Consider the following 23,074-nt stretch of genomic DNA (forward strand, 5'->3'; position numbering starts at 1 on the left):
TTTTTACTGCTCATTAATCGAATTGATTTCTGTGATCTCTTGAATAAATTGAATATACCTCTCATACTCATTTTCCAACCTATTCTCATGAAAATTAGTGTTTGCGTCAAAAATGTATAGACTGTCTAAATATTCAGCTCTAATTGTTCTAATTGTTTCATAAAAACCATACATATAGCTTTCAATATCTCTAGAGTTAGATTGATTATATTGGTAAGAGCTCTTTGAGCCACCTGTTGTTATGATCAAAGCAATGTTCTTACCTTTTAACGCATGACGCTCACCATAGGCCCAATTATGTTCTAGTATCACTTCAAGCCATTTTCTTAAGCTTGAAGGAGCACTGTACCAAAAAATTGGAAATTGAAAAATGACTAAATCAGAAGAAAGCAGCATTTCTTTTTCAACCTCAACATCAATGTTACCATCTGGGTATTTGCGATCAATATGATGGACCTCCAAATCTAATTTTTCTCTACTTAATCTCTTAACCAAATACTTATTCATTGTTGACTCCTGTAAATGCGGATGTGACAAAACTAATACGTTTTTTCCCATAATTATCTTTCCTCCATTTATTATTTATGACTAAAAAATCAATAATAGCTAGAATTTGATTTACTGTCATAGCCAAGCATACAATAGATCTCGGATAATGGAAGTACGCACTTTATTTATATATGATATACTTTAGTGATAGTAAGTTTAAAAAAGATACTGTAAAAAGGAGGTATTGAATGACTGAAAATTGTCCTGTAAAAAAGACAGTCAATCTAATCAGCGGAAAATGGAAGCCGATCATTTTATTCCGCTTACTTTCTGGTAAAATGAGGTTTGGTGAGTTGAAAAAAGGACTTGGTAATATAACCAATAAGTCCTTGACTGATCAATTAAGACAACTTGAAAGCGATGGCCTGATCTCCAGAAAAGTCTATGCTGTTGTACCACCCAAAGTAGAATATCAGTTAACGGATAAAGGTCGGTCTATGGAAAGTATTCTGCGCTCTATGTCCATTTGGGGAGATACGTACTGAAAAATTTCAAAATCAAATTAAAGGGTGAGCAAAAACGTTTAGCATTTTTGCCCACCCTTTTAATCTAGTTGTTGTTCCATCCACTTATTCTACTCGTTTCCTCCAGAAAATGAAGCTCCATCTATATAACTTGTATAAATATGATCATCTTCTGCCTCTTCTCCAGTAATCAGCTGAATGATTTTTTCAGCAGCTAACATTCCCCAGCGATGTTTAGAGTAAGAAATCGTCGCTAATCTTGGCTGAACAAAGGCGCTAATATCAATATTATCAAAACCGATCAAGCGAATGTCTTTTCCGATTTGGTATGGTGTTTCTTTAAAATATTTATAAATACCAATAGCCATTTCATCATTCAACGCAAAAATATCCACAGGGAGTGTTGGCTCTTTTCCCATGATTTTTTTTGCTGCACGATATCCAGACGGCTCGGTAAAATCACCAGAAATAATGTCATATTCAATATCAAACCGCTCTAGTTCTTTGATACTAGCATTTAGTCGCTCTTGCCCATCGTAACTCTTCTGAGGTCCCGATACTAAGAATAACTTTTCAGTCTCGCAAGCAACTGCCTTTTCAATCGCTAGCGTAGCACCGCCTTTATTATCTAACAGAATTTTTCGGACATTTTCATGCGTGATCAAACGATCCAAAATGACAAGAAAATGCCCTCTGTCTGCATACTGTTCAATTTCTTTGTTTTTAAACGTCCAATCTAACACAATTGCCCCATCGACCATTCGCTCTGGAATAAATAAATGCGATTTATTTCCACTGCAGACGATCATCTCATAATTTTGGGCTTCCAGTCCTTTTTTGATTCCATCTAATAATTCACCATAAAAGCTGCCTCCATAATCAGCAAGATAAACACCGATTATATTGGTTTGTTGTCTTTTTAAGGTACGAGCAGCCATATTAGGAACGTAGTCCAGTTCCTCTGCAATCGCTTGGATTCTTGCTCGAGTTGCTTCTGTCACTTTGGAACTGCCATTTAATGCATAAGAAACAGTAGAAATCGATACCCCTGCTTTTTTTGCAATTTCTTTAATTCCTACCATGTGTGCTCATCTCCTAACAAAAAATATCTATTTGATTCTCTTGCCTATCTAATAATGCTGTAAATTCATCTAACTGGACGCTCAAGCCGCCTTGCCGATATGGATTTTGTTCTCTTTGTGCAGACAGCTCAGTACCATTTACCAAAATGAACTCTTTTTGATTGGTTAAATGAAATACGATTCGTACCACTTTTCCTGCTAATTGATACCTCATTTCTAATCCATCTAAACTAGTTGGTAATACAGGATCAAAAACCACATTCTCTTTGTCTTCACGAATACCTAATACATTTGTCAATAACTGATTCATATAAATACCTGGTCCGCTAGAATAAATTCGCCAGCCACCTTTGACACCAACTCGACCCTCTTTTAGTTTCCCAAAATTTTCTTGGGCATCATATCTAGTCTTAAAGTCGCCATCGGAACTGCTAAAATAAGCATTTGCTTGTCGAATTTCCGCATTTTTCACGTGATTTTTTATCTGAATCGGATTGATTCGATTCAATGCTTGCCACGTTTCATCTGTCTTCCCTAATTTGGCCATAGCTTCTGTGAAACGAATATGGGCATGAACATACTGCAACCCGATTTCACGACCAAAATTTGCCGATTGTTCAGCACGCTTAAAGTTTGTACTTACCCCACCTTGATAAGCAGCAGGATGATTCATCAAACGAACGCCATCAGGAAATTCTAAATGCTCTTTAATAATAGCATAATGGTGCTCTACCTGTTCAGTCGTCAACAATTCAGCAATCATGCTTCGTGTCATAGGGAGTAAACGATACTGGATCCCTGTTTTTTTATCAGTTGGATGAATCATAAATTCCACATGCTCTGTATCTTCCATATAAACAAATCCTGGAATCGTCTCAGAAGATAAAATATATGTTTCAAAATCCTTTTTGATATTTAGAGCTAATCCTTGTAAATGTTCCCCATACTCAGCATCAATTTCTTTTAATAGATTTGCCAGTTTATTTACCACTTGATAAGTTAAAGCAACTGTCCAGCTACTTGCCATATATTTTTTCAACTTATTATCATAAGGTTGTAAGGTATCATCCCAATCCCCATCGCTATAACATGATAAGTACGTTCCTTCTAAAAAATTATCTTCAATAAATTGAATTTCTTTTTTTATATGGTCGAATAAAAGATAATTTTCTTTCGTTTTTAAAAACGTCGAGCGGTCCGTATAGGGGATTTTCTCATCCAAAATTCCAAAATCTTTGGTTTTAGCCAGATAATCTGCAACGATTTTCATCGGCCAAACAATCACATCTCCGTGACTTTCATCGGCCTTTTGTTTTTCATATCGATCAAACATAAACCATTGGGGCCAATTTCCGTCATTTTGAAATTGGTTTGCATAAACAGTTTGAATAATTGAACGCACAACTTCTGGGCGATTGACTGCAAAGAAAAATTCTGTTGGTCCTTGGGAAACATCGCGTGTACCCCATGCAGCGCCACCATATTGTTCTAATCCATGAGGTGACAAATAATGAACGAGCATATTATGCGTGTACCAGCGAGCTAAAGCATTCATTGTGTCGACGTCTTCGGTTGCATGCGTTAACTGGAAATGATTTAATAATCCATTTATAAAAGTTAAGAATTGATTATTTTCTACTTGATAGTTGGTATTCACTACGTCGAATGTTTCCCCTGTAAAGGTTCCTTGGATATGCATAGAAAACTCTGATTGATCCTCGAGTACAAATACAGTTAAGCGCTCAGTTGATTCATCCGCTAAAAACAAACGTTCATCTGTCAATTCAAATGATTTATCTAGAGAAAAGTAATATGTTAATTCTGGGTATTCTTGCTGGATAACAGAATCAGTTGATGCTTTTACTGTCACTAAATTATTTTCTTTCGTAGTTGTATAAGCTGGCTCTTCTTCATCAGCGTTCATCACCAAGTGATTCGTTACAGCGAACGTATAATTTATCTTTTGCTGACTCTTTACTTCAGTGATAACTTCTCTAGCATCACATAGCGTAAACGTTCTCACCGTAATTATATCATTCTCTAATTTATAATACCATGTGGCAGAGTTTAATCCCATTTCAAAAGCAGATGGCATCGTTAATAATCGCCAAAGCTCGCCATATTTGATATAGATTCTTTGCCCAGATTGTTTCATGACATTTAATGAATTACGGCTATTACTCATTAATTTGTTCATTGAGGTATTGCCTAAAACAATCTGGGAATTAAATAAACCATACATATAAACCGTTGTACTTAGTACTGGATTTGCCACATCAAGTTCGGCGCCGCTTAATAAAATATGCCCATGCGCTCTTTCCATTACCACTTCTTTTTCTTTTAAAACAACATGATGATACTCTTCAGTAAAGAAAGAACCAATTTGACCATCGATTGTTTCAACTAGGTTTTGAGTAGGAAATAATTGGTTCCGCTCTTTTTCCGTTAACGTTTCACCTGTAATCGAATCACCGATTCTTTTCTCAACGACCTTCCCTTGCTCTCTACTATTTTCTATTTTTAACGAGTCGTAATTTTCCTTGATAATTGCTTTAGAAATCAGTGGTTGTTGAATGACGGTTTGTTGATTTTTAATTGGTGCTCCATAAAAAACGACCGTCATTGATTGACCCGTTACGTCAAATCTTTCTGTTTGTAATGCGATATAGGCAAATTCATATTGATACACTTCATTCGCTAGCCTTTCATGAGTCAACGCGATTGCTTGATTTGTTTCTTTATACTCACGACCAAAAAATTGATACCCATCTGTCGAAAAAGCGACTAGTTTATTTAAACTTCCTTGTTCGACTACTGGAAAGTTACCTTCTTGCGGTTGGTTTTGTCGAGATGAGATTGTGATCGTCTCACCTGCTTTTGTAACATGATGATCCACGTATTGGGACATGTATGCTTCATTTGATTGCACAGCCCCTTTTGTTGCATTGCCGATGTCTTGGCCGTAGATGAGGTCTATTTTCTGACCAGAGCCTTTCACTGTTACCTGCCAAAACCAAATACCTGATTTGGCAATTTGAAAATCGACTCGATAAGATACTTCTAAAAATACACCACTCCATGAAGCTTGTTCCTTTGACACTTGAAATTTACTTTTTGAGTTAGAACCTATCATGGGTACTGCTTGAATACCATTTTCATCATAAACTCTCAGATAAATCTGGTTACAGCTACCATCCAAGGGATTTCCATTCAGCTGATTGATCATAATATTTCCATGCATTATTTCATAAAGATCTCCAGTTTCTAAAAACGAAACCGTGGTTCCACCGTTTTCAATCGTTCGTTTTTGATACGCCATCTCAATCTTCCTATCTATTTCAATAATTTAAAGGTTTTAGTTAACACATCTCTACTATTTGATCCAACCATTACATCAAAAGATCCCGCATCACTGACAACTGTTTGATCACTATGAACATAGCGTAACAGTTCTTCTGTAATGACAAATTGAATTGTCTTTTTCTCATGCGCTTTAAGCGTTACTTTTTCAAAGCCTTTTAATTCCTTCACTGGACGAACAACTTCACCAACTTGATCACGTAGGTACAATTGTACAGTCTCTTGCCCTTGTATATCTGACTGATTCTCTACAGTAACGGATACAGTGATAGCTTCATTTGATTTTATTTCATTTGAGCTTAAGTTAAAGTCGGTATAGGTAAATTCGCTATAGCTTAAACCAAAACCAAAAGGATATTTAGCATAGTTCGAAACATCTAAATATTTTGATACATACTTTTCATCCCCTGGTTTATAAGGTCTGCCTGTATTATCGTAATTATAATACACAGGTACTTGACCCACCGTTTCAGGAAATGACATGCTTAAACGGCCGCTTGGATTATACTCTCCGTAAAGAATATCTGCTAACGCGGCACCACCTTCTGTCCCAGGGAACCACGCCTCAACAATCGATTTTGCAGAATCAATCCCCTCTAAATCAAGTGGGCGACCATTGTACAACGTCACAATAATATTGTCATTTACAGCCTGAATAGCATTGAATAAGTCTAATTGAGCTTGTGGTAAACGAATATCGCTACGACTTGATGCTTCCCCACTCATCCAATCCTCTTCTCCTAGGGCTAAAATTACTTTATCTGCTCCTTCAGCTAAAGAAACAGCTTCATCAATTGCCGCTTGAGTTGGTTCAAAATAGTCAAACACTTCTTTCCCAATCAAATAATCTGCATTAAGTTGCTTTACACCTTGTGCTAAAGAAACTGCTTCTTCTTTTTTTCCTTGCCAAGACCATACACCAATAACATCATTAGAATCAGCGCCTGGCCCTACAATGGCAACTTTATCTTGTTTAGATAATGGCAAGATTGCCTCATTTTTTAATAAGACAATCGATTTTCTTGCAACATCTCTAGCAATGTCCCGATGTTCTTTCGATAGAACCAACTCTTTTTCCAACGTCACATCTGCACCTCGATGGGGATTTTCAAATAAACCTAAATCATTTTTTAGCGTTAAAATTCTTAAAACCGCTTCGTCAAGAATTGCTTCGTCAATAACCTTTTCTTCAATCAATTCTTTTAAATTTTCGGTATAGCAAGTCGTCATCATTTCAATATCAACCCCTGCTTTTATTGCAAGTTCTGCGGCCTGTTTTTTATCTGCTGCTACACCATGAGGAATCAATTCAATTACAGCTCCCCAGTCAGAAATCACCACACCATCAAATCCAAATTCTTTTCTTAATACGTCTCTAAATAACCATTTATTCCCAGTCGCAGGAACACCATCTACCGTATTAAACGACGTCATGACTAACTTGGCGCCAGCATCAAGAGCCGCTTTGTATCCTGGTAAATAACTATCTCGCAATTGTCTTTCAGACATGTTGACCGTATTGTAATCTCGTCCACCAATTGCTGCACCATATGCTGCAAAATGCTTGACACAAGCTGCTACACGGAAGAAGTCATTTTGTAAGTCATCCCCTTGATACCCTTTAACAAACGCTTCTGCAAATCGACTATTTAAAAATGGGTCTTCTCCTGTTGATTCCATGACACGCCCCCAACGAGGATCACGAACTAAATCGACCATTGGTGAAAATGTCACGTGTAACCCGGATACAGCTGCTTCTTTCGCTGAAATTTCTGCAACTTTCTTAGCCGCCTCTACATCCCATGAGCTGCCTAAGCCAAGAGGAATCGGAAAAATAGTGCGAAATCCATGAATAATATCGGCCATCAAAATAGTTGGAATGCCTAATCGATTGTTTTCCATATAGGTCTTTTGCACACGAATCGCTTCTTTTGCTCCTGAAATGCCAAGTGTCGTTCCAGCATTATTGATATCTTCATGTGTCAAGCCAAGATCCGTCATGGGCCCTGTCTTTTCTTCTGCTTTTTCTGAGTAAAATTCTGCTGCTAATTGAAGTAATTGACCTATTTTTTCATCTAGTGTCATCTGCTTTAGTAAATCTATTAGTTGCTTTTGCTCCATATTTATTCACCTTTTCCTTTATATTGTTCTCTTTTATTTCATTCCAGATACATTAAATCCTTGTAAAATATACTTTTGGAAAATCGAAAATACAATTAAAATCGGAATCACCATAAATGTTGCTCCCGCCATTTGTAAGGCATAGTTTGAACCATGTTGGCCTTGTAGTAATTGTAAGCCGACCGATAACGTATAATATTTTTCATCATTCGCAATGATCAACGGCCATAAAAATGAGTTCCAACCGCCGATAAACGTTAAGATTCCTTGAACAGCCAAAATGGGACGACTTAGTGGTAAGATGACTTTGAAAAAGATGTACCATTCACTCGCGCCATCAAGTCGAGCCGCTTCAAGCATTTCATTTGAGATGTTGTTCATAAACTGTCGGAAAAGAAAAATTCCGAAGGCTCCCGCTAAGCCTGGCAAAACGATACCAATCAAAGTATTCGTTAAACCAAAAGAGTTTAAAAGTAAATACACAGGGATCATCGTTACTTGACCTGGAATCATCATAGTCGCTAATACCATTAGAAAAAGCGGATTTTTGCCTTTAAAATCAAACTTAGCAAAGCCATATCCTGCCATAGCATTTAATAACAAGCCTACGAATGAACAGGCTGTTATGATCAAGGTATTTTTAAGATACGTTCCAAAATTAAGCCTGATAAAAAGCTCTTTAAAATTATCAAATGTCGCATTCTTCGGAAATAAACTAGGAACGATCTGATTAATTTCCGCATTGGTTTTAAATGAAGAAAAGATCATCCAAAGAAATGGGAAAAAGGTCATAATACCCAGAACGCCTAGAAGGATACCGATAAAAAGCTTAAAACTCATTTGCGCATTTTTATGTGAATTCATAACGTTCTCTCCTTTTAGCCTTCATTTTCTTTTTGCTTCGTTTGGATTTTCATTTGAATACTAGTTACGATAATGATCGCGATGAATAAAATTACAGATCCTGCTGCAGCATAGCCAAACTTGTTGTATTGAAAACCTCTTTGATAAATGAATAATGCAACAGATAAAGTACTATCTAGCGGACCTCCTTTTGTCATAACGAAAGGTTCATCGAAAAATTGGAACCAACCAATCAAGGTCGTTACCGTCACGAAGAAAATCGAAAATTTTAATAGTGGGATGGTGATTTTTAAAATTTGCTGCCATTTATTGGCACCATCGATTTCCGCCGCTTCATAATATTCTTTAGGAATCCCTTGGATCGCCGCTAGGAAAATCAACATATTCAAGCCGATTGCTTTCCAAACAGCTATAATAATCAGAGAAAACTTCGATGTACTGGGATCTGTTAGCCACATAATAGGCCCTACATTTAAGTAAGATAATAAATGATTTAATAAGCCAATCGTTGGATTGTATAAATACATCCAAACAACAGATACTGCGACAGTATTTGTGATCGATGGACTATAGAATACTAAACGCATAAATGAGAAAAATTTATTTTCACCAAAATTGATCATAATAGCTAAAGCCAATGCAGAGGTAATGACAAGTGGGACACCGATAATCACATAATAGGCCGTATTGAACATTGCTTGTCCAAAAACCTTATCATTAAATATGTTCAAATAATTATCAAACCCGACAAAATTGATTCGAGAAAAATCTGCCAAACCAGCTAAACTCATATCGGTAAAACTAATCGTTACGGCAATAAAAATCGGTATAATCGAAAAAACAAGTAATAATGCTACGGCTGGAGCTATAAAGAAATAAGGGGATTTTGACTTTTTCATTGTTCTATTCCTCCTTGCCAAATCAATAGAAGGAACAAAAGACAGGGGTGTGTCTATGATTTATCAGAGAAATAATAAATAACACATTCTAGGCTTTTGCTCCTACTTTTACTTAAATTTATTTAATCAAGCTTTCTGTTTGTTCGTTTAGCTCATCCATAGCCTCTTGGAGATCCTTTCCGCTTACAACAACTTGCTCCCATTGCTTCATAAAATTTTGAGAGATTTCATCCCATTGTTTTAACAACGGCATTGGTTGTGACTCATTCAATTGTTTCCCGAAAACTGAAATTAGTGGATCGCTTTTGAACACATCGGAATTCCAAGACCCTTTATTGGTCGGAAGTGAATTCGTACTTTCAAAGAATTTGGTTTGGTTTTCAGATTTTGATAAATATTCGATCAATTTCATTGCATCCTCTTTTTTCTTAGAACTGTTAAAAACTGCTAAGTTAGCCCCACCTGTTACAGACATATTGTTTTTAGGGCCTTTTGGTAACTCAGCAACACCCCATTTTCCGTCAATATCAGGAGCAGAATCTTTGATGCTATTAATCATCCAAGGACCACTAATAAACATTGGTACAACACCTTCACCACCAAAGCTTTGACCGATTTCTAGACCTAGATCTGTTTTAGGTGCAGACCCATCTTGTACTAATTTATCTAAAAATTTTAAAGCATCAATCATTTCTGGTTGGTTAAATAGTGGTTTGTCACCTTTATCAAATAATTGAGAGCCATTTTGACGAGCAAACATAAAACCAAATGTTGGTTCTTTCAATTCAACACCAAAACCGTATTTATTTTCACCACGTGCTGCTAATTTTTTCGCTGCATCAGCTAGCTCATCCCACGTTTTAGGTGCTTCCTTGTAACCAACACTTTCTAACAAATCTTTTCTATAATAGAGTCCCCGGGTTTCTGTATACCACGGTACTGCGTATGCTTTTCCATCAAATTCAGTTGTAGCAACTGAACCATCAAAAAAATTATCTGATTTCATGACATCACTGTTCTTAACATCCTCCGTTATGTCCATTAGAGCACCGGCATCGACAAATTCGCTCATATATGTCGTCCCCATTTGCACAACATCTGGGCCTTCTTTAGAAGCCACCGCTGTTAATAACTTATCTCTAGAAGTAGACCATGGAATACTTTGAATTTTGACTTTGATTCCAGACTCCTTTGTAAACTCATCAACGATTGGCTTGATTCCTTGATCGCCATCACCCATATACCAAAATGTCAATTCATCTGAAGCGCTTTCTTTATCTCCTGAAGAACATGCCGCCATTACACCTACAGTTGCGAATAAAGTTGTTCCAAGTAAGCAAAGCTTTTTCCATGATTTCATACTTCCACTCCTCAATATTATTTAGTGAAACGTTTCTACAAAAATGATTATATTCCTTGCAACGAATAAAAGCAAGCGTTTTCTTTCTCTTTATACTGCTTAATTTCCCTCAGATAACGAGGATTCATTCAAACGAATAGAGAAACGTTTCACCGAATGCTCGTAATAAACACAGTTTGATAAAACGATTTTCTATTCTCAATAAAAAAATAAAACAACCTTATTGTAGTATTTCTACTTACTCAATAAGATTGTTTTGCCATACAACAGTCATATAATTATACAAAAAATCATTGCCGGATAAATTTTTTAATATCATTTATAGCCAAGTTTTTATTTTCTCCCAAAAATAATTGATGTCGACCTTTTTCATAAATTCTCAAAAATACATGTGCATTAATTGCTTTAGCTAAGTAATATGCGCTTTTATAATATGTAATTTCATCTTCCCTATTCTGTAAAATAAGCATTTTTTTATTGGGTGCTGTTGGAGGATTCATTTTCAGTTTGGTCTTAGTTTTTTTTAACACTGACAAAAATTGAAAACACGCTTGTATAGACGCCGTTTGTGCAGATTCAAAATAATAATTCAGCTGCGCTTTTTTTTTTAATAACAAACCTTTCATAACATCTTGCACAATTATGCTAGCATTATATAGATAGATTGGTGTGTTGCATAAAACTATTTGGTCTATTGATTCTCTTTCTGATACTTGAATCGTCAACAACCCTCCCATTGAAAAACCAATGCAGGTAATATGTGTATATTCTTGTTCAAGCTCCTCTAATTTATTCTCAACATCTGTTAACCATTGATCAGCTGTCGCTTTTGAAAAGCTTTGTTTATTTCCATCATGTCCGGTCAATCGAATCCAAAATGAATCAAGATTATTTTGTTTTAAGTTTTCATGTAAATAAAGGATTTCTTTTTCGTTACCACCGAACCCATGAATAATCAATATTGCTCTTTTTTTCATTTTGCCTCTCTTTCTTATAGATAAATGAATTTAGTATCAAAACAATCGTTTCTCAAACATAACAAAACATCCAACGATGTCATTTAATTTTTTCATATTTAACTTTACCATTTTATCTTATTTGTGCCCAATTATTTCCAACTTTTTGATTAATCTTAATGAAAATTTAGCATAAAAAGTGAATCGCTAAAAAGAAACATGCGTTTCACTTTTACACTAAATATAATCTGTTCTATTCACCAAAAACTTCTTTGGCTAGATTGAATGCTGACCACGCTTTTGGCCAACCTGTATAAAAGGCTAAATGAGTGATCAACTCCACCATTTCTTCCTTAGTCACGCCGTTTTGTTTTGCCATTTCCATATGGGGTTTTAACTGAGGCACCCCTTGGGTTAATAAACTTGAACAGGTAATCAAACTACGATCACGCGACGATAATTCTTCTTCTCTTGACCAAACTTCGCCAAATAATACATCGTCATTTAATTCTGCAAATTTCGGCGCAAAAACGCCTAGTTGATCTCTGCCAGCTGTTTGTTTTTTCATTAGGTAAGACTCCCATCTTTTATTCATTTTTCAGCGAATCATATAGTGCATCAGCAACTGGTTCTAACCACTCTGGCGTTCCTGCAGTAATTGCGATATGTTCAAACCAGCTATCTTTTGTAGCACCATGCCAGTGTTTCACGCCATCACGGGTAATAATAACATCCCCAACAGTCAAAAACTGAGCATCTCTCCCCTCTTCTTGGTACCAACCTTCCCCGCCAGTTATTAGCAAAATTTGAAATCCGTCACGGTGAATATGCCAATTATTGCGACAACCAGGTTCAAATGTAACATTCCCTATTCCCACATTGATGTCAGGCTCAGTAACCAAATTTTTTAAATAGCTTTGACCGATAAAATATTGTGCATAAGCATCATTTTTTTCTCCTACTGGAAAAATCACACCATTTTTTATTTCTTCGAACTTTGCCATTGTCTATTCCCCCAACTTTTATTAACATATATCCGCTTATTTATGCCCAACAATTACATGCGGAACATATGGTTCTTCTAAATACTGCACTTCTTCTTTGGTTAAGATTAAATCCAAAGCTGGGATTGCATTTGTCAAGTGACTTTCTTTCGTTGCACCAACAATCGGCGCAACAACCGGCCCTTTTTGTAGTAACCAAGCAAGAGCAATTTGTACTCGTTCAACACCACGTTTATTCGCAATTTCAGCTACTCTTTCAACAATAATGCGATCTTGCTCTGCTGTAGTGTCATATTTTGACATTGCCATCTTGTCGGTTTCAAACCGCTTAGTTTGCGCACTCCAGTCGCGTGTCAAACGCCCTGATGCCAATGGACTATACGGTGTCACAGCAATTTTCTGATCCTCACATAACGGCAACATTTCTCTTTCTTCTTCACGGTATAATAAATTCAAATGATTTTGCATTGAAACAAATTTTGTCCAGCCATTTTTGTCAGCTACCGCTTGGGCTTTTGCAAATTGCCATGCATACATAGCAGAAGCCCCGATATAGCGAACTTTTCCAGATTTCACTAAATCATGCAGAGCTTCCATCGTTTCTTCAATTGGGGTGTTATAATCCCAGCGGTGAATAATGTATAAATCCACATACTCCATCCCTAAACGTTCTAAACTAGCATCAATTTGATGGAAAATCTCTTTTCTCGAAAGACCACCGCTATTCGGCACATCTTTTTTCATCGTGGTAAATAATTTCGTAGCAACAACTATTTCATCACGATTGGCATATTCATTCAGTACTTTTCCAAGAATCCGTTCACTTTCCCCATATGAATAAACATTGGCTGTATCAAAGAAATTAATTCCTAAATCCAACGCTGTCTTAATCACTTTTTTACTCTCTTCTTCTTCTAACACCCATTCATGAAAACCACTCTTTGGATCCCCAAATCCCATTGCACCTAAACAAATTCTTGAAACGTCCATTCCTGTATTGCCAAATTTAACATAATTCATTGAATATCCTCCTTATGATGACTACTTTTTTCTTGTCGCTAAGTATAGGATACCTCTTAAAGTGAACTCTAAGTCAAGAGATTTATCTAATAAACAAAAAAACTCCAAACAAAAATGTTTAGAAGTTTTTTCTGTTTTGTTCCTTATTTTGATTAAAATCTCTTAACGCACTTTCTGCTGGAATCATATGCTCATCATAATTATCTAATTTAAACTCTAACCTTCCGATTGCAGTGTTTAGTTCTGTTGCCTTCTTTTTCAATTCTACTATTTGATTGGCAATAATTTCTTTACGAGCGGGAACTGTTTTATTTCCAATTTGAAATAGAGTTAAATACTCCACTAACGATTCAATCGATAAACCAGCATTTCTCATCTGTCTACTAAAAACAATCCAACGTAAATCTTCCTCATCGAACTCGCGAATCCCATTAACACTACGTTTCACAGGTGGAATCAAGCCGATTCGTTCATAATATCTAATTGTATCTGCTGAAACACCACTTAATTCACTCACCTTTTTTATATTCATAACCCAATCCTCCTTTGCTCATCACTCAATAAGTCTCTTCCTTTTTTATTATAGTACAATTTTCTTGTCCTATACAACTTCTCTCATTGAGTTACATCCCTATTTTACGAGATGCATAAAGGTTTAGAACTATAACAGCATTTAGAATAATAGACTTCTCTTCGTTATTAAATACCACCTTTGTTTAGTTATGGATTGTTAAAAACGTTTATCATGACGATAATTGCAATGAATCAACACTGGCAACCAACTCACTAACTCTTCCAGTAAACAAGCAATTTCCAACAGCTAAATTCATATAATCTATAGGTCTGATTAATTCCGGTGGCTTTGGTAAGATAACAGCCTGACTTTTTTCTAATATTTCCGCTACAAATTGAGAACAAAAATAATATTTCTTTCGTTGATATGGAATTGAAAATTTGCAACATACCAATCCGATGATACTGTAACGGTACTGCTTTTTTTCTGTTACCATTTGTTGAACTTCTTGCAAGGCTTGCGCAAAGACTGATTTTGTCACTTTCAATTCATACAAGACACAAGGCATTTCCTTGTGGTAATCAAAAAAAGAATTAGTCAAACTTTCTTGAACAAGTCCTGCTGGTAAAGGAAAATGCGGATGCTTGCGTCCAAAACTATAGAATTGGGTTAGCATTTTGTCAAAAGAAATCGAAACATGTGTATAATCATCTGACGTAGCCAAATGAATCAAGCGTGAGATATAAGTTGTAGAACGAGTTAATAAAATATAGATAGTTTTCATCATTTCCTCCTTTTTATCCGTTCATCTCTTAATCACTGTATCACTCATCTGATACAGTGGTAATATCTTTATTCTATTCAATTTCTTTTTTTCAAGTTATATCACAGATATAACAGTCGTGATTACAGCTAGGTGAGCACATATATTAAATGGATAAATTTAACAAAGAAATTACTAGTATTTTTCTATAGCAAATTGCTTCACCCTAACGTCGCTGACAGAAGCTTGAAGGAACTAGGGAGTCGTTTTGACCTTTCATCCATATAAAATAATTCCTGTCAAGTTCAATTGCTTTGAATTTGACAGGAATTATTTATTGTTTGATACATTTTTGTGATTCACAGGTAATAGACTCAACTATAAGCGATTATACTAAATAACTTTATACTCTATTTCTACTCCGAATTGACTAATTTTCCTTGTACGATCTAACTGTATTTGAAATAGAAGCAACACTAAAGAGAAGCGAATCTTCATACTCACTATCTACCTCAGTTTCTAAAACATCATTAAATATTTCTTCATATTCAGCAATAGATAGTACGTTTCGTTCTATTAATTGTTTTTGATGAAGATCTGTACGCAAGTATTTTTGGTAGTCTTCAACTAACTTGCCACTAAAGAATTCTGCCACAGTACCAGAACCGTAACTAAATAACCCAATTTGTTCCCCTGCGTTCAATTGCCCGTTCTCTAATAATGAAATCAAACCTAGATACAACGAACCAGTATACAAGTTTCCTACTTGTCGACTGTATACAATGCTTGCTTCATATTTTGCTAAAATTCGTTCTTGCTCTTCGGGTGACTCGTCTTCTAAAGCAGCTAGCAGAGCTTTTTTCCCCATTTTTGTATAAGGAATATGAAAAGCCAGGGCATCAAAATCAGCAATTGTTTTTTTATGTCTGCGCTGATATTCTTCCCAGACCTTTTGAAACGCTTGAATATACGTTTCATTAGATAATTGTCCATCCACCATTGGATAATCATGTCCAACTGGTCGCCAAAAATCATAAATATCTTGCGTTAGTGCCACACTATCATCATTTAATTGTAAAATTCTTGGATTGGTTGACACCAGCATTGCAACCGCTCCCGCACCTTGTGTCGGTTCTCCACCTGAAGCTAATCCATATTTTGCAATATCAGAAGCAATGACTAATACTTTACTTTCTGGATGACTTTGAATATGTGCTACAGCATACTGTAAAGCCGCCGTCCCTGCGTAGCAAGCTTCTTTTATTTCAAACGCGCGAGCAAATGGTTGAATCTCTAATAAGCGATGTAAAACGATTGCAGATGCTTTCGACTCATCGATACCTGATTCTGTTCCCACGATCACCATATCGATTTGATCTTTATCTTCATCTGATAAAATATTTTTTGCAGCATTTGCGGCAAATGTTACTATATCTTGCGTTTTTTTATTGACGGCCATCTTGTCTTGCCCGATACCAATATGAAATTTATTTGGATCTACCCCTCTTGCCAAAGCTAAATCGGTCATATCTACATAGTATGGTGGAACAAAAAAACTGATTTTATCTATGCCAACGTTCATTGTATATCTCCTTTGTCGTTATTCTCAATTCACTACATAGTATAATTTATCATAAAATCGCGCAAGATTGGTAGAAAAAAGAACAATTTAAAATTTGTTAAAGAATTTCGGAAGTTTTTTTATTATGGTTTATTGAGTATTCTTTTTTCACAAACCATGGTATATTTCATAGTGGAGGTGACGTCGTGGAAATCGTAATTATCGACGCCTTGAGAACGCCTATCGGCAAATATCGAGGACAATTAAAATCATTATCTGCAGTTGAGTTGGGAACCGCGGTTACAAAAGAGTTACTTAAAAGGAATACAAAGGCAGCAGAACATATAAAACAAGTCGTGTTTGGAAACGTATTACAAGCTGGTAATGGGCAAAATCCTGCAAGACAAATTGCACTCAACAGTGGATTAAGCTTTGAAGTTCCGGCTTTTACTGTAAATGAAGTTTGTGGATCAGGTATGAAAGCTATTAGTCTAGCTAAGCAAGCTATCCAATTGGGTCAGGCCGATGTTATTTTAGCTGGCGGAACAGAAAGTATGACAACTGCTCCTGCTATCACTTACAAAGAAGCAGACACCTATTCAAAACCTGCTCCAACTATGATGGTAGACGGTTTAACCGATGCATTTAGCGGTAAAGCGATGGGATTGACGGCAGAAAACGTTGCTGAGCAATATAACATTACACGAGAAATGCAAGATATTTTTGCTGTTCAATCACAATTGAAAGCAGCAAAAGCCCAAATTGAAGGAAAGTTTGTGAAGGAAATAATTCCTCTTTCCATCGATGGTACTATTTTTGAGCACGATGAAGGCGTTCGAAAAGATACTACTGTAGAAAAATTAAGTACATTAAAAACCGTTTTTAAAGAAAATGGCTCGGTCACTGCAGGCAATGCATCAACAATCAACGATGCAGCATCCGCAATGATCTTAGCTTCAAAATCATTCGCAGAAAAACATCAAATTCCTTATCTCGCTATCGTCAAAGATGTTACTGAAATTGGAATCGATCCAAGCGTAATGGGCATTTCACCGATCAAGGCTATTCAAACCTTATTACAACGCAATGATCTGACTATCGAAGACATTGATTTATTTGAAATCAATGAAGCTTTTGCGGCTTCTTCTATTGTCGTTCAAAATGAATTGAATATTCCTGAGGAAAAACTCAACATTTGGGGCGGTGGTATTAGTTTAGGCCATCCAATTGGTGCTTCTGGTACTCGAATCGTAACGACTTTAGCACAACAGTTAGAAGACACAAATGGTCGGTATGGAGTGGCTTCTCTATGTGTTGGCGGTGGTATTGGACTCGCTATGCTGATTGAACGTCCTAAAAAAAAAACAACAAATAAAAAATTTTATCAACTATCAAGAGAAGAACGCTTAGCGTATTTACAAGAAAATGGTAGCCTTTCTTTAGAAAGCAGACAAGAATTGGAAAACGTATCATTAGATACAGATACTGCTAATCATTTGATTGAAAATCAAATCAGTGAAATGGCCTTACCCATGGGTATTGTTCCGGATATTTTAGTCAACAATAAACACTACCAAGTTCCTATGGCAACAGAAGAACCATCTGTTATTGCCGCATGTAGTAACGGGGCTAAAATGATTCAACAATCTGGCAGCATTCACAGTGAATTAACAGAAGGTCTTTTACGAGGTCAAATAGTTTTTATGAAGGTTACAGATTCAACCTCAATAGAAGAAAAAATCATCCAGTTCTCAGAAGAAATTTTCATCCAAGCTGAGAAAAGCTATCCCTCTATTGTAAGACGAGGCGGCGGATTAAAAAGAATCCAAGTTCGACATTTTCCTGAGGACAGTAGCTACTTATCAGTGGATTTACTTGTTGATACCAAAGATGCTATGGGTGCAAATATCCTTAATTCTATTTTAGAAGGCGTCACAGATTTGTTCCGTCAATGGTTTGATGATGAAATATTATTTAGCATCTTAAGCAATTACGCAACTGAATCTATCGTAACGGCTACTTGTGAAGTTTCATTTGCTAGCTTAAGTAAAACAGGGACTTTAGAAGCTGGAAGGTTCGTTGCAGAAAAAATTGCCGCAGCTTCAAAACTTGCTCTACTAGACCCCTATCGTGCTGCCACACACAATAAAGGCATTATGAATGGAATAGAAGCTGTCGTTTTAGCAACGGGTAATGATACTCGTGCTGTAGCCGCCGCGGCTCACACTTACGCGGCTCAAGGAAATCGTTATCACGGTTTAAGCCGTTGGGAAATGACTGAATATGCCTTAAAAGGTACAATAGAATTACCAGTGGCTATTGGAACCGTTGGTGGTGCCATTAGTGTTTTACCTAAAGCTCAGGCTGCTTTAGAAATTTTAAACGTAACAGATGCCAAAGAATTAGCAGAAGTGATTGCAGCTATTGGTTTAGCACAAAATTTAGCTGCTTTACGTGCATTAGTTTCAGAAGGCATTCAACAAGGTCATATGTCCTTACAAGCTCGCTCTTTAGCCATGTCTGTTGGTGCCAAAGGAGCAGAAATCGAACTCATTGCTAGGAGACTAAAATCAGGAACAATGAATCGAGAACAAGCACTAGCATTCCTATCAGAATTAAGAAAATAAAATAATTATTTACTAGGAAAGAACTCGATAAATAAAAAATAAACTGTTAGCTAACAGTTTATTTTTTATGCGCTTTTCATTCTACTTTGCCATGTTATAAGCCATCTAAAAAGGTACTGCAGCAATTTACTCATTTTCAGTATAAGATGCTGCAATTAGCTTTGAGGTGGTATCGTGTTCTTATCAAGAATTTTTTTGTATTCAGTATTCTATCGTTAGTTAAGTACAATGCAACTAAAGAGAATCTTTTTTTATACATAGCGCCTTCTTATCTTTGCTTTTCAATTATTATAGGGATCATTTTACACTACTTATTTTGATCACCAATCCTGAGGTAGACAAAAAAATAAAACCCCTTGATAATCAAGGGGTTCATTGTTAATTAATAACAAGTTTTTAACGACGGATTTCTTTAATTCATGTGAAAAGCTTGTTTTTTATTAACGTAAAGCCATTCTTATTGGCTTGAATGCACTGTGACTGCATAATATTTGAGTTTAACTTTCTAATATTTCAAATGCTTTCAAAGGTTTCATTTTTTCTTCCGAAGTTAAATGGCGATAAATTTCAGACGTAGATTTATCAGCATGTCCCAATCGTCCTTTTAGAACTTCCCAGCTACAGTGCTGTGCAACTAAGCTTGCCATTGTATGTCGAGTTAAGTGTGTATGGAATGGTTTGGTAATTCCACAACGTTCTACACAACGCTTTATGTGATCATTTACATATTCTCTTCGATAAGGGATTCCTCTCTTAAATGGAGATAGATAAACAAAAAGATAGTTCTCTTTCACTCTAAATGGAAACTGTGAATTCAGATTATCCAAAACTGTTATTAGTTGTTGCAACTTTTCCATAACTAAATCTGTTACCACTACTCGCCTTGCAGAACTCACTGACTTAGTGGTCTCAATTTTGAAATCAATTTGTTTTCCTTTTACAGAAGTTTGCTTATAAAAAAGAATTTCATTATTTTCAAAGTCAATATCTTCTTTTTGCAAAGCTAAGGCTTCACTAATGCGACAACCAGTGTAAAATAATACATGAAAAAGTGTAGCTAGTGGTAACTCTTCATGAAGAATTGAATAATTTAACAGCATCCTAAGTTCATCAGTTGTAAGATATTTTTCATCTAAGGAATTCAACGATCTTTTTAAATCCGTCACACTTTTTTGATATTTTGGCATTGGCACATTCGTTAGAGGATTATCACTCAATATTCCTTTTTTTACACAATACTTAAAAATCATATTTAGCGTTTGTCTTAAAGAATACAATGTGTTCTTTGCATATCCTTGGGACTCACCGTCTATCCCTCGTTCTTTTAAAGAAAACATTAATTCTTCTAAAAAATCAGGAGTTAAATCAATCAATTTCTTTTCACCCAGCCACCTGTTCAAAGTCCCTACTAATTCAGAACGCTTATCATATGTGCTTATCTTTTGCTCGTTCAAGGATTTATAGTATAAAAACCATTGATCTGCAACAAGTGAAAATTTTTCATTTGAATTAACCAACTGCTTTCTCTTTTGTCGACTTTTTTTCAATTCCAAGAATTCTAATTGTGCCTCTCTCTTTGTTTTAAATCCTCTTCGTGTTGTTCGGAATGCTTGAAAATACCAAGTAACTTCACCAGAAGCACCAATATGTTTTTTAAAACGATCTTTTGTTTCCATTCTTACATTTCCTCCTCAGTTTGAAGGAGGTTGGAAAGCCAAATCTGAATTACTATATTCTCTATAGCTACTATTATAGTGCATCTCCTCTCAAATTTGAAGATTATATTGAACGTAATAACTGCATTTTTTCTCTAAAGTTTTCATAGTCATTTTTTTGATACCAGCTCATTATCTGATCTCTTGAATAATGACCTCGAATACCATACCAACAGCTCGGAAAATCGGTTAACTTGATTAATCGATTTAATGTACTGTCACTAATTTGGAATTCTCTTTTTAAATCATCATTAGTTAAAACCAATGGTAATCTATTTATTTTTAATAGTGTCGTTGCGTATCTCTCTAGAAAAGGAATTAACGTATTAATTAACTGATTTTCGATAGATTCTAAATTAATTTTCATCCCTCCATGTTCATAAAAAAATAACTTCATGACTTTTTGACATCGTATATTCATCTACTAATTTGCTAGTCAATCAAAACACTGTAAATTCTCTCACTTTTAAATCGCTTTAGGTAAAGCACATAGGAATTTCACCTCTCCTCAGTCTATGGGAGCCTTGCGGAAGTATCATTATATTCTGTCACCATCATTGCAACTTGATTACCTAGATCAAATCTTGCATTAACTAAATGTCGCTCGCTAAAGTCTTGGCGTAATTATGCTATAGCTTTGATAACAGAAAACGTAATTTAAAAGTTCATTATTCAATTTTCAAGGAACAATCGGCATTATTTTTGCCTTCACAAGGTAAATAGACAGAGACAGACATTTTGAAACCATAAAATTTGAAAATAACCTAAATTATGATAAACATGATCATTAACAATGAAAATTGATTAATTAGATGAATCTATTAAGTTTTCATGTATAATAGTATTATCTAATTTTATTGGAGGTAAACATGAATTTTAATGAAACTATATCTGAAATTAATATTGACGCTGAAAATTGGGCTGATTTAAAAAGTAAAGTAAAGAAAGAACTTAAAGAATTAGCATTGAAATCTGAACATAGTCGACTCTCGGATGAAGAAATTATACGACAGTACAAATTAAATAATCTTAAAGACGACTTAAAAAAGACCACATCTTCAATGAATGAAGTATCAAAAACTGATACAGAACTGTCATTAGCTCTAGCACGAGAATTAACCAATATTATTGCTGCTCAAAATATTGAAAAAGCAGATTTATCATCTATGAAGACAAATGATTCTATAAGAAGTAATCTATCTACTTTCAGAATCGCTTCCGTAAAGAGAGCACGTGTTCCACAATTTACCAGTACAGGTATATTTACTGCCTTATCAGCTCTATTTTTTATACCAACTAATATTTTTGAGCATACCTTCGCTGGAACTTTTTTTTCTAATATATCCATAAGTTACCCAACTTTATTAGTAACTTGGATGTTCAGTCTTCTCATAATGATCCATTTTTGGTCTTCAACAAAATATGTTGAAAATGAAATTGACTCCATTGTTGCAACAATTGGAAACGAATCAAACATGAACGCTCTATTTCAAGATTTTGTTCTTTCAAACCACTTTGTGGCAGATATGGAATCTAAAGACGTATTTTTAACACTTTCAAATTTTACGAACTTTATAAGAGAATATTTTTTCCGCAACACATTATATAGACCTTACACACACTTCTTAATTAGTAGAAGATCAATCAAAAGAAGATTTTTAAGCAATCCCGAATTACTCAATTCATTCGAACTAGCAGCAAAGCTCCAAATTGAAAAAGCCTTGGAAAACGAGATTATTACTGTAGACTCTAAAGGATTTGAAATTTCGTATAAGATTAACTCAGATTTACTTAACATACCTTCGACCACTTGAACCATATTTCTTTTGTTGAAGTATTATATTTAGATTAGTATTTTTTAACCCCAAACATTGATAAAAATCATATTTTCTCTTTACTCTCAATAAACTAAATACAGTGATTCTGAAACTTTTTTTGATTTCAGAATCACTGTATTTTTATCTATTCATTTAAATATTTATCAAGATCAAATGACTGTACCGCCACAATAAATTGAGTAGCTAGTTCTTGATAACAATCTTTGTTCACTTGTTTTGAGTAACGCCGTGAATAATTAATAATGGACGGCTCAAAAGAAAGGAATAGTTCGAGCAATGCCTCTTCATCTCCATCTTGTGCTTTTTGAAGAAGAGGAACTAAATTGACTGTCATAATACCTCCACCTAAATCATTAAGTTTGCGCCTTCAAACTTTT

20 protein-coding genes are annotated in these 23,074 nt (G+C 35.4%); 3 read left to right on the forward strand and 17 right to left on the reverse strand.

What is annotated here, in order from left to right:
* Positions 1-3: 3 nt before the first annotated feature.
* Complete coding sequence (locus AC4BB5_RS10155; RefSeq protein WP_490456038.1) at positions 4-558, reverse strand: NAD(P)H-dependent oxidoreductase; 555 nt, start codon at positions 556-558, stop codon at positions 4-6.
* Between the two features lie 179 nt (positions 559-737).
* On the opposite strand from AC4BB5_RS10155, the gene AC4BB5_RS10160 reads away from it, so the two are divergent.
* Complete coding sequence (locus tag AC4BB5_RS10160) at positions 738-1,034, forward strand: winged helix-turn-helix transcriptional regulator (protein WP_490456039.1); 297 nt, start codon at positions 738-740, stop codon at positions 1,032-1,034.
* A gap of 89 nt (positions 1,035-1,123) precedes the next feature.
* On the opposite strand, the gene AC4BB5_RS10165 is transcribed toward AC4BB5_RS10160, so the two are convergent.
* The 13 genes from AC4BB5_RS10165 to AC4BB5_RS10225 form a co-directional block, all read right to left on the reverse strand.
* Positions 1,124-2,095 (reverse strand): LacI family DNA-binding transcriptional regulator, encoded by a 972-nt coding sequence (locus AC4BB5_RS10165; protein WP_490456040.1) that lies wholly within the window; start codon positions 2,093-2,095, stop codon positions 1,124-1,126.
* 13 nt (positions 2,096-2,108) lie between these two features.
* On the reverse strand, positions 2,109-5,414 hold the full coding sequence (locus AC4BB5_RS10170; RefSeq protein ID WP_490456041.1) for a GH36-type glycosyl hydrolase domain-containing protein: 3,306 nt from the start codon (positions 5,412-5,414) through the stop codon (positions 2,109-2,111).
* 14 nt (positions 5,415-5,428) lie between these two features.
* Entirely contained in the window at positions 5,429-7,576 is a 2,148-nt protein-coding gene (locus AC4BB5_RS10175) for a glycoside hydrolase family 3 N-terminal domain-containing protein (protein ID WP_490456042.1), read from the reverse strand.
* Positions 7,577-7,609: 33 nt separating this feature from the next.
* On the reverse strand, positions 7,610-8,440 hold the full coding sequence (locus AC4BB5_RS10180; protein ID WP_490456043.1) for a carbohydrate ABC transporter permease: 831 nt from the start codon (positions 8,438-8,440) through the stop codon (positions 7,610-7,612).
* A gap of 14 nt (positions 8,441-8,454) precedes the next feature.
* Entirely contained in the window at positions 8,455-9,339 is an 885-nt protein-coding gene (locus AC4BB5_RS10185; RefSeq protein WP_490456044.1) for a carbohydrate ABC transporter permease, read from the reverse strand.
* Positions 9,340-9,457: 118 nt separating this feature from the next.
* Positions 9,458-10,699, reverse strand: a complete 1,242-nt coding sequence (locus AC4BB5_RS10190) for a sugar ABC transporter substrate-binding protein (RefSeq protein WP_490456045.1) — start codon at positions 10,697-10,699, stop codon at positions 9,458-9,460.
* 290 nt (positions 10,700-10,989) lie between these two features.
* Complete coding sequence (locus AC4BB5_RS10195; RefSeq protein WP_490456046.1) at positions 10,990-11,676, reverse strand: alpha/beta hydrolase; 687 nt, start codon at positions 11,674-11,676, stop codon at positions 10,990-10,992.
* 232 nt (positions 11,677-11,908) lie between these two features.
* Positions 11,909-12,223 carry a carboxymuconolactone decarboxylase family protein gene (locus AC4BB5_RS10200; protein WP_490456047.1) on the reverse strand — a complete coding sequence of 105 codons (315 nt, stop codon included), beginning with the start codon at positions 12,221-12,223 and terminating at the stop codon, positions 11,909-11,911.
* Between the two features lie 19 nt (positions 12,224-12,242).
* Positions 12,243-12,659: a cupin domain-containing protein gene (locus AC4BB5_RS10205; RefSeq protein WP_490456048.1), complete on the reverse strand. Its 417-nt coding sequence runs from the start codon at positions 12,657-12,659 to the stop codon at positions 12,243-12,245.
* A 36-nt stretch (positions 12,660-12,695) separates the two neighbouring features.
* Entirely contained in the window at positions 12,696-13,679 is a 984-nt protein-coding gene (locus AC4BB5_RS10210; protein WP_490456049.1) for an aldo/keto reductase, read from the reverse strand.
* A gap of 118 nt (positions 13,680-13,797) precedes the next feature.
* Positions 13,798-14,211, reverse strand: coding sequence for a MerR family transcriptional regulator (locus tag AC4BB5_RS10215; RefSeq protein ID WP_490456050.1), 414 nt, complete (start codon positions 14,209-14,211; stop codon positions 13,798-13,800).
* Between the two features lie 211 nt (positions 14,212-14,422).
* Entirely contained in the window at positions 14,423-14,977 is a 555-nt protein-coding gene (locus tag AC4BB5_RS10220; RefSeq protein ID WP_490456051.1) for a hypothetical protein, read from the reverse strand.
* Between the two features lie 409 nt (positions 14,978-15,386).
* Positions 15,387-16,538: a hydroxymethylglutaryl-CoA synthase gene (locus AC4BB5_RS10225; protein ID WP_490456052.1), complete on the reverse strand. Its 1,152-nt coding sequence runs from the start codon at positions 16,536-16,538 to the stop codon at positions 15,387-15,389.
* A gap of 185 nt (positions 16,539-16,723) precedes the next feature.
* On the opposite strand from AC4BB5_RS10225, the gene AC4BB5_RS10230 reads away from it, so the two are divergent.
* Positions 16,724-19,144 carry a hydroxymethylglutaryl-CoA reductase, degradative gene (locus AC4BB5_RS10230; protein WP_490456053.1) on the forward strand — a complete coding sequence of 807 codons (2,421 nt, stop codon included), beginning with the start codon at positions 16,724-16,726 and terminating at the stop codon, positions 19,142-19,144.
* 497 nt (positions 19,145-19,641) lie between these two features.
* On the opposite strand, the gene AC4BB5_RS10235 is transcribed toward AC4BB5_RS10230, so the two are convergent.
* Both AC4BB5_RS10235 and AC4BB5_RS10240 read right to left on the reverse strand, forming a co-directional pair.
* Positions 19,642-20,820, reverse strand: coding sequence for a tyrosine-type recombinase/integrase (locus AC4BB5_RS10235; protein ID WP_490456054.1), 1,179 nt, complete (start codon positions 20,818-20,820; stop codon positions 19,642-19,644).
* A gap of 103 nt (positions 20,821-20,923) precedes the next feature.
* Positions 20,924-21,280, reverse strand: a complete 357-nt coding sequence (locus AC4BB5_RS10240) for a DNA-binding protein (RefSeq protein ID WP_490456055.1) — start codon at positions 21,278-21,280, stop codon at positions 20,924-20,926.
* Between the two features lie 448 nt (positions 21,281-21,728).
* On the opposite strand from AC4BB5_RS10240, the gene AC4BB5_RS10245 reads away from it, so the two are divergent.
* Positions 21,729-22,673: a hypothetical protein gene (locus AC4BB5_RS10245; RefSeq protein WP_490456056.1), complete on the forward strand. Its 945-nt coding sequence runs from the start codon at positions 21,729-21,731 to the stop codon at positions 22,671-22,673.
* 148 nt (positions 22,674-22,821) lie between these two features.
* On the opposite strand, the gene AC4BB5_RS10250 is transcribed toward AC4BB5_RS10245, so the two are convergent.
* On the reverse strand, positions 22,822-23,031 hold the full coding sequence (locus AC4BB5_RS10250) for a helix-turn-helix domain-containing protein (protein ID WP_490456057.1): 210 nt from the start codon (positions 23,029-23,031) through the stop codon (positions 22,822-22,824).
* Positions 23,032-23,074 lie beyond the last annotated feature (43 nt).

Source organism: Enterococcus sp. AMC1252 (assembly GCF_058216515.1).